Source organism: Streptacidiphilus sp. MAP12-20 (assembly GCF_041262525.1).
Taxonomy (GTDB): domain Bacteria; phylum Actinomycetota; class Actinomycetes; order Streptomycetales; family Streptomycetaceae; genus Streptacidiphilus.
The window spans coordinates 440032-453043 of sequence record NZ_JBGCCK010000001.1 but is presented as its reverse complement, the minus strand read 5'-3'; the positions used below and the strand labels follow the sequence as shown (position 1 = coordinate 453043).

The window sequence follows — 13012 nt, the reverse complement described above, 5'->3', positions numbered from 1 at the left end:
GGTGCCTTTGGTCAGGGGCGGATGAGGACCTTGAGGGCCTCGCGGTCGTTCATGAGGCGGTAGCCCTCGGCGACGTCGTCCAGGGAGACGGTGCGGTCGAACACCCGGCCCGGATGGATCTCACCGCTGAGGATGTGCGGCATGAGCTCCTCGATGTAGGCGCGGGAGGGCGCGACGCCGCCGGTAAGGGTGATGTTGCGCATGAACTCCACGAACCCGAGCGGGACTTCGGGGTACTGCGGGGCGCCGACGCGGCTGATGACGCCGCCGTCGCGGACCACTCCGGCCGACTGGACGAGCGCGTCCTTGAGGCCGACGCATTCCAGCACCCGGTCCGTGCCGGTGCCGCCGGTCAGCTCGCGTACGGCGGCGACGCCGTCCTGGCCGCGTGCGGCGACGACGTCGGTGGCGCCGAAGTCGCGACCCAGGTCGGTGCGCTGGATGTGGCGGCCCATCAGGATGATCCGCTCGGCGCCGAGCAGCTTCGCGGAGATGACCGCGGACAGGCCGACCGCGCCGTCACCGATGACGGTGACGCTGTCACCGGCTTTCACCCCGGCGGTGCGGGCGGCGTGGTAGCCGGTGCACAGCACGTCGGAGAGGGTCAGCAGGTCCGGCAGCAGCTCGGAGTCCTCGCCGACCGGGAGCTTGACCAGGGTGCCGTCGGCCCACGGGATGCGGGCGGCCTCGCCCTGCCCGCCGTCGACGCCGCCCACGCCCCACTGGCCGGCGTGGACGCAGGAGGTCGTCAGGCCCCGGCGGCAGTTCTCGCAGGTGCCGTCGGAGTAGGTGAACGGGGCCACGACGAGGTCGCCGGTCTTGACGGACTTCACCTCGGTGCCGATCTCCTCGACGACACCGATGAACTCGTGGCCCATGTGGCGGGGGTTGTCCGTGTAGGGCTGGGACTTGTACGGCCAAAGGTCGCTGCCGCAGACGCAGCCGACCACGATGCGGATGACCGCGTCCGTCGGCTGCTGGATCTTGGGGTCTGCGACGTCTTCGACGCGGACGTCGCCGGCTTGGTAGAGCAGTGTTGCGCGCATGGCGTGGGTGTCCTTCAGTGCGGTGAGTGTTGCTCAGCGGGTGGGGGTCCGGGGTGCCCGGTAGGTGTCGTCGGCGACCTGCTCGGCCCAGGTGGTCTGGGGGGCGTCGCTGGTGTCGCCGTCCATCAGGACCAGGTGGGCCATGAGACGGTCAGGGGCGGCGCCGTGCCAGTGCTCCTCGCCCGGCGCGGTGCACACGGTGTCGCCGGGGTGGGCTTCGATGACGGTGCCGTCGCGGCTGCCCAACAGCGCGACGCCCTCGACGATGTGCAGGGTCTGGCCCAGGCGGTGCGCTCTACGTCGCGGAACCCGGCACCCCCGACCACGACGCCATGATCCTTCTCGACATGACCGCGCCCCAAGCCGGCGCACATCCTGCCGCTGGCAAGGCTCGCACCTAGACCCTGCGGACCTCCGATGGGCCGGTGCCGACCCGGGCTCGCGATTAGGTGCGGCGTGCTACACCTGAATTAATCAAAGGGGCGCTTTGCACCAATTCAACATCGGAATCATGGCGCGGTCAGGCAAGGAAAACGAGCACCGACTGCCGATCCATCCCGCGCACTTCGAGCGGATTGACCTCGACCTCCGTGGACGCATCCACCTTGAACAGGGCTACGGAGAGCGGTTCGGTGTCTCCGACGAGCAACTGTCCCCCCTCGTCGCCGGGTTGCTCCCACGGGCCGAGCTCATCGCACAGTGCGACATCGTCCTGATGGCCAAGCCGATGCCGGAGGATGTCGACGAGCTGCGCGACGGGCAGGTCCTCTGGGGTTGGCCGCACTGCGTCCAGGATGAGGGGGTCACCCAGACGGCCATCGACCATCGACTGACGCTCATCGCTTTCGAGGCGATGAACCACTGGACCGGTGACGGCTCGTTCAATCTGCATGTCTTCCACAAGAACAACGAGCTGGCCGGGTACTCCTCGGTGCTGCACGCCATGCAGTTGCGGGGATTGACCGGCGACTACGGCCGACGGCTGCGCGCGGTCGTGATCGGCTTCGGCGCGACAGCCCGAGGAGCCGTGACAGCCCTGAACTCCCAGGGCGTGCACAACGTCGACGTGCTCACTGCCCGCGGAGTCACTGCGGTCAGCTCACCGATCCACTCCGCGAGGATCGTCCAGTTCGACCACGACGAGGCGGACGGCACCGCTGACCCGCGCCGCAGCCACGCCTTCACCCAGGACGGCCGGATACCGCTGGCGGAGTTCCTCTCCGTGCACGACATCATCGTGAACTGCGTCCTGCAGGACACCGGGGCACCGCTGACGTTCCTGATCGACGAGGACCTCGACACGCTGGCGCCGGGCACCCTCGTCATCGACGTCTCCTGCGACGAGGGCATGGGATTCAGCTGGGCGCGGCCGACCACCTTCACCGAACCGATGTTCACCGTCGGCGACAACGTGCACTACTACGGCGTGGACCACAGCCCCTCCTACCTGTGGAACTCCGCCACCTGGGAGAACAGTGAGGCGCTGATCCCACACCTGCGCTCGGTCCTCGACGGCCCCAGCAGCTGGGAGGCCAGCGAGACCATCCGTCGCGCCATCGAGATCCGCGACGGCACCATTCAGAACCCAGCAGTGCTGGCCTTCCAGCACCGGTCTCCCGACTACCCTCACCTCAAGGGGTAGAACGCAGAGGGCTCCGTCCAGCTATTCAGGCCCTTTGCTTCCTTCGACAAAGCTGGTCACACGCTCCGCATAGGCGTCCGGGTGGCTGACGTGGGGGATGTGCCCGGCTCCCTCGAAGGTGTGCGTCTGCGCCTGTGGCAGCGCGCTGGAGAGCCGCGCGGTGATCGTCGCGAACCACGGCGGGCTCTCCGTCCCCTTCGTCAGCAGGGTGGGCCCGGTGTAGCGGGAGAGCCGGGCGAGGTCGAGATTCGCCCACTCCGGGTCGGTCTGTTCGTCAAGGAAGGTGGGGGCGTTGATGACGAACGTCTCGCGGAGCTGTTCCGGCAGCTGGTCCCAGGCGCCGGGCCCCAGGGCGACCTCCTCCACGAACTGGTGCGCTCCCGAGAGAGGCTGGTCCGCCCTCAGACGGGCGAGGACGGATTCGATCCTCTCGCCGGCGGCCGCCATCAGCGGCGACAGCTCGGGGGTATCGGCGACGATGCCCATGAGCGGGGGTTCGTGGGCGATGAGGCCTCGGAAGAGCTCCGGACGCCGGGCTGCCAGACCGAGCGCGGTCGACGCACCGAAGGAGTTGCCCGCGACGAACGCCGGCGCGAACCCGAGGGTCTCGATCAGCGCGGCCAGGTCTTCCTCGTCCTCGAACCGGGATCCCTGCCCTGGCGGGCGTTCGCTCAGGCTGTGGCCCCGCCGGTCGTAGACGAGCACCCGGAATCTCAGCGCGAGGGCGTGAAGGACTGGGGCCCAGCCGCCGTGGTCGCTCCACGAGCCGTGCACCAGGACCAGCGGGTCGCCGCTCCCGCCGACCTCGTAGAAGAGTTCGACGCCGTTCACTCCGACCAGCGGCATGCCCGGTCTCCTCACCGAAGGGCGGCGGTCGCTGCCAGGGCCATTGAGGCACCGCAGGCCCGGCCCCTGCAACCGCGACGGGCCGAACGTCACGCGTACGGCCGAAGATGCACGAGCTCGCCTACACCTCCTCGAAGGCGGCCCTCAACATGATCACCATCCGCTACGCCCAGGCCCTCCCTCGGGTGAAGTTCAACCTCGCCACCCCTGGCGAGGTCGCCCACCACACGTTCGCCGCCACCGACATGAACCACCACACCGGCCAACTGACCGCCGCCGAGGGCGCGGACCCGATCGTCCACCTCGCCACCCTCGACGCCGACGGCCCGACAGGGATCTTCATCGACCGCCTGGGCCCCGTCGCGTGGTGAGGGAGCGACACCCGCCCATCCGCATACCGCTGTAGTGGTGACCAGTGCCGCACCGGCTGCGCGATATCGCGCAGTCAGTCTGCGGCGGGCGCGTCCTCCGACGTGTCGGTGATGCCGAGGCGGAGGTGTTCGACGTGGTAGATGGCCTGGTCGAGCAGTTCCGCGACGTGGTTGTCGTAGAGGGCGTAGACCATGGAGCGGCCATTGCGTTCCACGCTGACCAGGCCGAGATTCTTCAGCAGCCGCAGCTGGTGGGAGCAGGCGGAGCGCTCCAGTCCTGCGGCGTCGGCCAGATCACCGGCGGCGCAGGGGCCCTCGGCGAGGCGAGCCAGGATCAGCAGCCGGGACGGGGTGGCCAGGGCCTGCAGCAGAGTGGCGACGCTGGCGCTGCCGACGTGATCCAGGCGTTCGCGTGACGTGGCGCGCTGCTTCTCGGTGATTCCGTGGCCCATGTCCGCATCCTACCGGAGACGTGTGAATAGCTGTTCAAGCGATCCTGTATGGTGATGGGGCCAGCCTGTCCCGCCCTGTTGCCCGTGCGAAGGAATACCGCCGTGTCCACAACCCTCACCGAGCGCCCGGCCACCGCCGCGGCCTCCCGCGAGGCCCTGGCCCCCAAGCGGCGGACGCGGGTCTTCGCGCTGGCCGAGGCTCGTTGGGCCGCGGCCGCCACGATCGCGTTCCTGATCGCGCTGCCGCTGCAGCTGACCGGCGCCCCGGCGTGGGCCTGGGGCCCGCTCTACGCGATCGCTTACGCGACCGGCGGCTGGGAGCCGGGCTGGGCCGGGCTGCAGGCGCTGCGCGAGAAGACCCTGGACGTGGACCTGCTGATGATCGTCGCGGCGCTCGGCGCGGCGGCGATCGGGCAGGTCATGGACGGCGCGCTGCTGATCGTCATCTTCGCCACCTCCGGCGCCTTGGAGGCGCTGGCCACCGCCCGCACCCAGGACTCCGTCCGCGGCCTGCTCGACCTCGCCCCGACCACGGCGACCCGCCTGCTGGACGACGGCACCGAGGAGACGGTCGCCACCGACCAGCTCGTCGTCGGCGACACCATCCTGATCCGCCCCGGCGAGCGCGTCGGCGCCGACGGCCGCGTCCTGGACGGGGCGAGCGAGGTCGACCAGGCCACCATCACCGGCGAGCCGCTGCCGGTGGCCAAGCAGGAAGGCGACGAGGTCTTCGCGGGCACCCTGAACGGCACCGGCGCCCTGCGGGTCAAGGTGGAGCGAGACGCCTCCGACTCGGTCATCGCCCGCATCGTGGCCATGGTCGAGGAGGCGTCGGAGACCAAGGCCCCCACGCAGCTGTTCATCGAGAAGGTCGAGCAGCGCTACTCGCTCGGCATGGTCTTCGCCACCCTCGCCGTCTTCCTCATCCCGCTCGCTTTCGGCGCGGCCGTCACCGGCTCGCTGCTCCGCGCGATGACCTTCATGATCGTCGCCTCGCCCTGCGCCGTCGTGCTGGCCACCATGCCGCCGCTGCTGTCCGCCATCGCCAACGCCGGCCGCCACGGCGTGCTGGTCAAGTCCGCCGTGGTGATGGAGCGGCTCGGCCAGGTCGACGCCGTCGCGCTCGACAAGACCGGCACCCTGACCGAGGGGACCCCCCGCGTCACCGACATCCGCGCCCTGGACGGCTCCTGCCTGACCGAGGACGCCCTGCTCACCCTCGCTGCCTCGGCGGAGCACCCCAGCGAGCACCCGCTTGCCCGCGCCGTGGTCGACGCCGCCCGCCGTCGCGGCCTGGAACTGCCGGTCGCCGAGGACTTCACCTCCACCCCCGGCGTCGGCGTCACCGCTACCGTCGACGGCACCGCGGTCACGGTCGGCGCCCCGGCCCGCCTCCTCGACCACGCGAGCGGGGCACCGGCGGCGAACGCGACCAGCATCGCCGCGGAGCTGGAGGACGGGGGCCGCACCGCCGTGCTCGTCCAGTGCGAGGGCGTCCCGGTCGGCGTGCTGGGCATCGCGGACCGGCTGCGCCCCGACGTCGCCGCCACGGTCACCGCACTGACCACGCTGACCGGTACCACCCCGGTGCTCGTCACGGGCGACAACCCGCGCGCCGCCGCACGACTGGCGGCCGAGGTCGGCATTCCCGGCGACGAGGTCCACGCCGGTCTGCTGCCGCAGGACAAGGTCGAGGCGGTGCGCCGCCTGGAGGCGCGTGGACGCAAGGTGCTGGTGATCGGCGACGGCGTCAACGACGCCCCCGCCCTGGCCGCCGCCCACACCGGCATCGCCATGGGCCGGGCCGGCTCCGACCTCGCGCTGGAGACCGCCGACGCGGTCATCGTCCGCGACGAACTCGCCACCGTCCCCACGGTCGTGTCCCTGTCCCGCCGGGCGCGGAAGCTCGTTGTGCAGAACCTGGTCATCGCCTCGGTGTTCATCTCCGCCCTGGTCATCTGGGACCTGGTCGGCCACCTGCCGCTGCCCCTCGGCGTCCTCGGCCACGAGGGCTCCACCGTGATCGTGGGCCTGAACGGCCTGCGACTGCTCCGCGACGCCGCCTGGCGCCGCGCCGCCGCCCCGACCGGGGCTGCCGCGACCAGGAGCGTGCGGTGAGCAAGCGTCACCCCCGCAAGGCCGCCCCCACCCCGGGAGCGGCCCGACCCACGGTCACCGTGTGCCGGGGCTGTTGCTGCGGCACCACCTCGAAGGTCCCGCGCCTGGACCACGCCGCCCAACTCGCCGCCCTGCAATCCTCCCTGGCGGGGGTCGCCATGGTGCGCCGGGTGGACTGCCTGGACGCCTGCGAGCAAGCCAACGTCATCGTCGTCCAACCCTCCAGCGAGGGCCGCGAGGCGGGCGGGCGCCCGGTCTGGCTCGGCCTGGTCAACGACCCGGACGCCGCCGCCGACATCACCGCCTGGGTCGAAGCCGGCGGCCCCGGACTGGCCGAGCCGCCCGACATCCTGGACCTCTACGCCTTCCAACCTTCCCGGCGTGTGCGCCAGGAACTCGAACACTGATCCCCCAACCCACGGGCCAGCGCGCGCAGGCGACGGTCGAGGCCCGGAGAACTCGCGCACCTGCTCGTCGAGGCTGCCCGCAACCGCGGTTGAACCGTGCAGCCGCTGGCGCGAGCTCAACGGGTCATCCGCCGCCGAGGCGGACGGCCTTGACGAGCAGGAGAACCGCGCTGAGGACCAGGTAGCCGCGCAGGGCGAGCATGCCCAGGCGCAGTCCGGGGGACCACTGGACGGGTTTGAGCAGGGCGAGCGGCGGCATGCGCCAGGCCAGCTTCTCGGTCGGCGACATGGCCTGCTGCGGCGCCGCCCTGGGCCCTGCGCGTCGGCGTGCGATCCGGAGCCCGATCGCCGCCGCTGCCAACGCGGCGACGAGGGTGACGGCGAGCCAGATGGTGAGGGCCTTGACGTCAATGGTGGGGAAGAGCGTGGCGGTCATCAGAGTGCCGGAGAGCAGCAGCAGGACGGCGATGATGAGGGTCGCCAGGAGGTTGAGCCAGCGCGGGTTGACCCACGGGCCCAGCACCTCGGGGTCGTTGCAGAGCAGGAGCAGGAAGACGCTGGCCGAGGGCAGCAGCAGTCCGGCCAGCGCCTGGACGGCCTCGGTGATCACGCCGAGCGGCGCGCCGGGGATCAGCACGATGCCGGCGGCGAGGATGACCATGAGGCTGTAGGAGGCGTAGAACTTCTTGGCCTCACCGAAGCCGCGGTGCAGGGAGTGGCGCAGGTTGAAGACGTCGCCGAAGGCGTAGCTGGTGGCCAGGGTGACGGCGGCGGCGCCGATGATGCTGGCGTCCATCAGCACGATCGCGAACATCACCGCGAGGGCGTGGCTGTGCTGCTGCAGTGCCTGGGCGACGCCCGCGGCGTCGGTGAAGTGCCCGGCGAAGGAGGTGCCGCGGGCGGCGAAGTCGGCGATCATCACCAACGCGGCCGCGCCGACGACCACGACGACGGAGCCGATGACGGTGTCGGCGCGTTCGTAGCCGATGAAGCGCGGGGTGATCCGCTTGTCGATGACGTTGGACTGCTGGAAGAACAGCTGCCACGGCGCGACGGTCGTGCCGACGATCGCGATGATCAGCAGCACGGCGTCGCCGCTGATGCCGCCCTGGATGCCCGGGACGACGAAGTCACGGGCCGCTTGACCCCAGCGCGGCCCGGACAGCAGCGTCAGCGGGATCAGCAGCAGGCTGACCGCGATCAGCGCGAACATCGCCCGCTCCCAGCGCCGGAAGGATCCGCTCGCGGTGACCGCGATCAGCAGCACCGCCGCGGCCGGGACCACCCAGTACTTGGACGCGCCGAGGAACTCCGAGGCCAGCGAGATGCCGATGAACTCGGTGACGATGGTGAGGAAGTTGAGGACGAACAGGTCGCCGACGCTGAACCAGCCCCAGAACCGGCCGAAGCGCTCGTTGATCAGCCGGGCATGTCCGACGCCGGTGACCGCACCGAGGCGGACCACCATCTCCTGATTGACGATCAGGACCGGGATCAGCAGCAGTAGCACCCAGAGCAGCGAGTAGCCGTAGTTCTGCCCGGCCTGGGCGTACGTGGCGACGCCGCCGGCGTCGTTGTCGCCGACCATGACGATGATGCCGGGGCCGACGATCGCCAGCAGCGTCAGCAGCCGGGTCTTGATGCCGGGGCGTTCCTCGGCGTGGTCGCGCGCGATGCGGCCGAACGCGCCCTCGATGTCGCCGAGATGGGCCTCGTCCAGCACCGCACTCGGCCGGGGCACGGGTGAGGGCTTGGCCGCCGGTGCGGGCTTCGGGCCGACCGCGGGTCTCGGGGTGACCGCGGGCTTCGGGGCGACCGCGGGCTTCGGCGCAGGGGGCGTGGGCTGGTGCGGTGCTTCCGGCTGTGGCTGCGGCTGCGGCTGCGGCTGGGGAGACCGGCCGGGCCTCTCAGGCGGCTCGGCCGGCTGGTCGGGGGTGTTCATGGACCGCTGTCCGTGTCGTGCGCCGGCGCCTGGGCGCCGGGTTCGGTGCGGTGGGCGGGGTGGGGTGCGGGTTCGCGGCGGCGCCAGTCCTCGGGGATGACGGTCTCCAGGATGTCGTCGACCGTGATGACCCCGAGGACGTGGTCCTGGTCATCCACCACGGGGACCGTCAGCAGGTTGTAGTCCGTCATGAGCAGGGCGACGTCTTCGATGTCGGTGTCCGGGCCGACACGGACGGGCTCGGTGACCATGATCTGGTCGAGCCGGGCATCGGGATCGGCCTGCAGCAGGGACACCAGGGTCGCGGTGCCGATCAGCCGATTGCCGTCCTGCACGACGTGGACGCTGGTCAGCGCCTCCGGCTGCAGGGTACGGGCCTCGCGGACCCGGCCCAGCACCTGCGCGGCGGTGGCGTCGGGGGGTGCGGTGAGGATGTCCAGGGCCATCAGTCCGCCGGCGCTTGAGGGGTTGAAGCCCATCAGGGTCAGGACTTTGGCTCGCTGGCCTGCGGGGAGGGCGTCCAGGACGGGTTGGCGCCGGGCTTGGGGCAGGTCGTTGATGGCGTCGGCGGCGTCGTCCGCGTGCATCCGGGCCAGGACTTCGGCGATCTGCTGGTCGCTCTTCTCCCGCAGCAGGCGGGTCTGCGAGTCGGGCTCGAGCTCCTCGAAGACGTCCGCCTCCAGTTCCGGGTCGGCGTGGACGGTGGCCAGGATCTCGTGCGACTCGGTGCGGTTGGCGTCCTCCAACAGGTCGGCGAGGTCGGCCGGTTTGAGGCGGCCGAGTCGTCCGAACGGCCCGCGGACCCGCGCCGAGTGGGCGTGGCCGATGAGGGGTTCGAAGGACTTCCAGTCCCGCCACTTCGGCTCCGGTCGGGTTCCGAAGAGTCCGAGCAGGCCGGGGCGGTGCGGCTGGGTGTCCAGCGCCTCCACGGTCCACCCGTCGTCGCGTCGGCGCAGCTGGAGGTCGTGGGCGCGGACCAAATCGACGTCCGCGACGTCGACGACCCGGTGGCCGAGTACGTCCGCGCGCAGCAGCACCTCGCCCTCGCGCCGGTCGAAGGGACGCAGGTCCACGACCTCGCTGGCCAGTGGGATCTGTTCGTGCTCGAAGCCGACGACCTGCTCGACCGGCAGGAACACCTCCCGACGGCCCACCTGAGCCACGAGCCCGGTGACGACGGGGTAATCGCGTCCGCGCAGACGGACGATCACATCGGACAGGCGGCCCACGGCCTGCCCGTCGCGCCCGACCAGCGGGCGGCGAAGGAGCTGGGACAACGACACGGCACGGTCCACGTCACGAAGCTAGCCCGCCGGAGGCCACGGGTCGACGGGACGCACCACGGCGCGGCGCAACTGCCTCCGGGGAGACCAATGCGCGGCCGGCGACCTTCAGATGGTGGGCGGCGACCGGAGTGGTCACCCTCGTCGGGAGGCAGGTCAGGCCAGGGCTCGCTGTTCAGTCGGACCGGTGTCGTCGTCGAGGTGCCAGTGCAGATCGTGGATCCCGGGTTCGAGGGAGAGCCGGGTGACGAGCGTCAAGCCTTTAGGCGGATCACCGAAAAGCTCGGGCTCGTTCCGGATCACCGCAGATGGAAGACCCTTTGCCTACTTCTGCCGGAGCCGTTTCGTCCGCGCCTAGGGGGGTGAAAACTGATCCGCCTCACCACGTATGAAGGGGACTCACCATGCACGCTTCGAGGACCCGGCACGTTGTGGCCGACGTGGTGTTGGCCCGGTTCGCGGTCACCGGCGTCGGCTTCGTCCACGTCTTCCAGCGTCTGCGTCGCCGACGGGCCCTGCCCCTGAAGAACGCCTCGAAAAGCCGTTCGCACCAGGCCTCTGCTGGCCTAGGATTCCACCTGCCGAACACGCGACGCCTCCGCCGGCTCACCACGGCAGGACCCGCGCGGCAACCACGCCTCCCGGTCATTCCGGGCTTTCTTCCTGGGGGTTCAGCACTGTGCGCAAGCGCAGCCTATGCACCGTGACCGCCTGTGCGGTCCTGCTCGGCGTCGCCACCGCCGGGCCCGCGGCGGCGGCCGGCTCGGCCCGCCCCGTCAAGCACACCAGCCGGACCAGCGTCACCGCGCACGCCGCGGCATCGGGACCGGTCACCGTCTCCGCCTTGGGCGGGATGGCCGTGGACGGAGCCCTGCACCGGGTCTTCGTCGGCGACGAAACGGCCGGCTCCGTCACTGCCGCCGACTACGACGGCAACAGCGTCGCCACGATCAGCGGCATCAGCGGCGTCACCGGCCTGGCCGTCTCCACGGACGGCGCGACGGTGTACGCGGCCGCTCCCGGCACCCACGAGGTGGTGGCGCTCGACGCGAGCACCCTCGCGGTCAAGACCCGCTACGCGGTGGCAACCAACAAGGGGCCGACCCACCTCGCCTTCACCTCGGGCAAACTCTGGTTCACCTATGGCGACCAGTGGTCAGGCAACCTCGGATCCGTCGACCCCTCGGTGAACACCTCGGGCGGGGCCAGCGCGGTGACACTTGGTCAGATGCCGGCCACCAAGCCCTTCGGGCTCTGGAATCCGGCGTTGACAAGCACCCAGCCGTCCGCCCCCGGCGTGCTCGCACTCGCCGACACCGGCGCGTCCACGGACTCGATGGCGGTACTCGACGTCTCCACCGGAACACCGCAGTTGACCGCCTGGTACTGGGCCGACTATTCGCTCAACTCCGGCATCTACGACATCAGCCTGGTGCCGGGCGCCTCTCAGGTGCTCGTCAACGGCACCCTCCTCGACGCGTACGCGAACGGCAAGTTCAGCCACGTCAGCAGCTACCCGAACGCGACTGTGGGGAGCGTCTCCCCGGACGGGTACGTCGCCCAGGCCTGGGGCGCGACCGTCTCCATCCTCAAGGCCAACACCCAAACCCCACTGCGCATGTACAGGGCCGGATCGACCACCCCGGCGGACCTCGCCTGGGCCCCCGACGACTCACGCGTCTTCGCGATCGCGGGCGCGTACACCGCCTCGGGCACCACGTACAGCCTCCAGGTCCTGACCGACCCGACCAAGGTCCTCCCGACGCTCACCGCCTCCGCGCCCGCGTCGGGCATCCGCGGCAAGGCGTACACCGTCAGCGGCAAGCTGAGCTCGACGCTGCCGATTCCCGGCGGAACCCAACTCTCGGTAACCCGCGTCGACCTGGCGCACCCCGCGGGGGTCCTGAGCGCGATCAAGCCCGTGACCGCGGCGGACGGCAGCTGGCACTTCGCCGACACGGCCACCATCGGCGGGCCGGTCACGTACCGGGTCAGCTACGCCGGCGACGGCCAGCACAGCGCGGTTACCGCGTCGGCAACCATCAACATCGCCCGCACCGCGACCACGGTGACCATCTCCACCAACAGCACCGGCTATGCCTACAACGGCTGGGCCCACATCACCGCGCACCTGGGCAGGACCTGGAACGGCCACACGGTCGGGATCTACGCCATGCCAGTGAGCCTGCCGCAGACGCTCGTCGCGAGCGGCGCGGTCGACCGGTACGGCAACTTCTCCGCCTGGTACAAGGTGACCCGGAACACCCGCTTCTCCGCTTGGTTCGCCGGTGACTACTTCTACGGCACCGCCTGGGCGGGCCGGTGGATCAACGGCTACGCGGCGATCGCGGACGTGCTCGCCAACTCCTACGGCAGCAACTGGTACGCGGGCTACAAGTTCCAGCTGTTCCACAAGTCGAAGCTGCCGGCGATGGGCACTGCGGTGGGCCCGAACAAGGGCAACCAGTGCATCACCCTGTACGCCCAGTGGTACTACTCGGGCGGCTGGCACAACCTCACCCCGCAGGGCTGCTTCTACCTCGACAACAACGGGGTGGTCTGGATCCAACTGAACGTCACCGGCTTCCCGCTGGGCTCGCACTTCCGCATCGTGCCCCAGTACGGCGGCGACGGCGTCAACGCGGCGACCTGGGGCGGCTGGCTCTACTTCAGCGTCACCAGCTGACCGGTCCGCCGGTCACCGAAGTCCCGCACCCGCCCACACCCGCCCGCGCCGCCGGCCTCTGGCCGACGGCGCGGCCCTGCTTGTCCCCGAGGATCGCCGGTGTCATCCGGAACCCCCGCGCGAAACACTGCGGACGGTGCGCCTCGAGCCCAGCCCCGCCTCGGGCAGCCCCGACCCTTCCTCCGCCGAGAGCCCGGATCCACCCCGCCCGAGGAGCCA

At 70.7% G+C, this 13012-nt stretch carries 11 protein-coding genes; 5 read left to right on the top strand and 6 right to left on the bottom strand.

The genetic code is table 11. The features are described 5' to 3' along the window. Positions 1-11 precede the first annotated feature (11 nt). Together ABIA32_RS02030 and ABIA32_RS02025 are read right to left on the bottom strand one after the other, a co-directional pair. The gene (locus ABIA32_RS02030; RefSeq protein ID WP_370091930.1) at positions 12-1046 is read right to left on the bottom strand and encodes an alcohol dehydrogenase catalytic domain-containing protein; all 1035 of its coding nucleotides are present in this window, start codon (positions 1044-1046) and stop codon (positions 12-14) included. 33 nt (positions 1047-1079) lie between these two features. Further along, positions 1080-1292 (bottom strand): hypothetical protein, encoded by a 213-nt coding sequence (locus tag ABIA32_RS02025; protein ID WP_370091929.1) that lies wholly within the window; start codon positions 1290-1292, stop codon positions 1080-1082. 265 nt (positions 1293-1557) lie between these two features. Here ABIA32_RS02025 and ABIA32_RS02020 point away from each other — a divergent pair, with 265 nt between their 5' ends. Then, complete coding sequence (locus ABIA32_RS02020; RefSeq protein WP_370091928.1) at positions 1558-2688, top strand: N(5)-(carboxyethyl)ornithine synthase; 1131 nt, start codon at positions 1558-1560, stop codon at positions 2686-2688. A 21-nt stretch (positions 2689-2709) separates the two neighbouring features. Here the strand turns inward: ABIA32_RS02020 and ABIA32_RS02015 are convergent, their stop codons facing one another. Then, on the bottom strand, positions 2710-3534 hold the full coding sequence (locus tag ABIA32_RS02015) for an alpha/beta fold hydrolase (RefSeq protein ID WP_370091927.1): 825 nt from the start codon (positions 3532-3534) through the stop codon (positions 2710-2712). A gap of 107 nt (positions 3535-3641) precedes the next feature. Between ABIA32_RS02015 and ABIA32_RS02010 the strand changes: the two genes are divergently transcribed. Further along, a complete protein-coding gene (locus ABIA32_RS02010; protein ID WP_370091926.1) occupies positions 3642-3905 on the top strand; it encodes a hypothetical protein in 264 nt (87 codons plus the stop codon). A gap of 74 nt (positions 3906-3979) precedes the next feature. Here ABIA32_RS02010 and ABIA32_RS02005 read toward each other — a convergent pair whose 3' ends face one another. Further along, on the bottom strand, positions 3980-4357 hold the full coding sequence (locus ABIA32_RS02005; protein ID WP_370091925.1) for an ArsR/SmtB family transcription factor: 378 nt from the start codon (positions 4355-4357) through the stop codon (positions 3980-3982). Between the two features lie 102 nt (positions 4358-4459). On the opposite strand from ABIA32_RS02005, the gene ABIA32_RS02000 reads away from it, so the two are divergent. Both ABIA32_RS02000 and ABIA32_RS01995 read left to right on the top strand, forming a co-directional pair. Beyond that, positions 4460-6475 (top strand): heavy metal translocating P-type ATPase, encoded by a 2016-nt coding sequence (locus ABIA32_RS02000; protein ID WP_370091924.1) that lies wholly within the window; start codon positions 4460-4462, stop codon positions 6473-6475. Next, the gene (locus tag ABIA32_RS01995; protein WP_370091923.1) at positions 6472-6882 is read left to right on the top strand and encodes a (2Fe-2S) ferredoxin domain-containing protein; all 411 of its coding nucleotides are present in this window, start codon (positions 6472-6474) and stop codon (positions 6880-6882) included. Before ABIA32_RS02000 ends, ABIA32_RS01995 begins: the two co-directional genes overlap by 4 nt. A 124-nt stretch (positions 6883-7006) precedes the next feature. On the opposite strand, the gene ABIA32_RS01990 is transcribed toward ABIA32_RS01995, so the two are convergent. Together ABIA32_RS01990 and ABIA32_RS01985 are read right to left on the bottom strand one after the other, a co-directional pair. Continuing rightward, the gene (locus ABIA32_RS01990) at positions 7007-8824 is read right to left on the bottom strand and encodes an Nramp family divalent metal transporter (protein ID WP_370091921.1); all 1818 of its coding nucleotides are present in this window, start codon (positions 8822-8824) and stop codon (positions 7007-7009) included. Then, on the bottom strand, positions 8821-10119 hold the full coding sequence (locus ABIA32_RS01985) for a magnesium transporter MgtE N-terminal domain-containing protein (protein WP_370091919.1): 1299 nt from the start codon (positions 10117-10119) through the stop codon (positions 8821-8823). The genes ABIA32_RS01990 and ABIA32_RS01985 overlap by 4 nt, the downstream gene beginning before the upstream one ends. Positions 10120-10810: 691 nt before the next feature. On the opposite strand from ABIA32_RS01985, the gene ABIA32_RS01980 reads away from it, so the two are divergent. Beyond that, positions 10811-12793 (top strand): YncE family protein, encoded by a 1983-nt coding sequence (locus ABIA32_RS01980; RefSeq protein WP_370091918.1) that lies wholly within the window; start codon positions 10811-10813, stop codon positions 12791-12793. Positions 12794-13012 lie beyond the last annotated feature (219 nt).

Excerpts from the sequence above, each read along its gene's own strand:
- ABIA32_RS02015 (WP_370091927.1), bottom strand. The coding sequence starts at position 3,534 with ATGCCGCTGGTCGGAGTGAACGGCGTCGAACTCTTCTACGAGGTCGGC.
- ABIA32_RS02020 (WP_370091928.1), top strand. The coding sequence starts at position 1,558 with ATGGCGCGGTCAGGCAAGGAAAACGAGCACCGACTGCCGATCCATCCC.
- ABIA32_RS02030 (WP_370091930.1), bottom strand. The coding sequence starts at position 1,046 with ATGCGCGCAACACTGCTCTACCAAGCCGGCGACGTCCGCGTCGAAGAC.
- ABIA32_RS02010 (WP_370091926.1), top strand. The coding sequence starts at position 3,642 with ATGCACGAGCTCGCCTACACCTCCTCGAAGGCGGCCCTCAACATGATC.
- ABIA32_RS02005 (WP_370091925.1), bottom strand. The coding sequence starts at position 4,357 with ATGGGCCACGGAATCACCGAGAAGCAGCGCGCCACGTCACGCGAACGC.
- ABIA32_RS01990 (WP_370091921.1), bottom strand. The coding sequence starts at position 8,824 with ATGAACACCCCCGACCAGCCGGCCGAGCCGCCTGAGAGGCCCGGCCGG.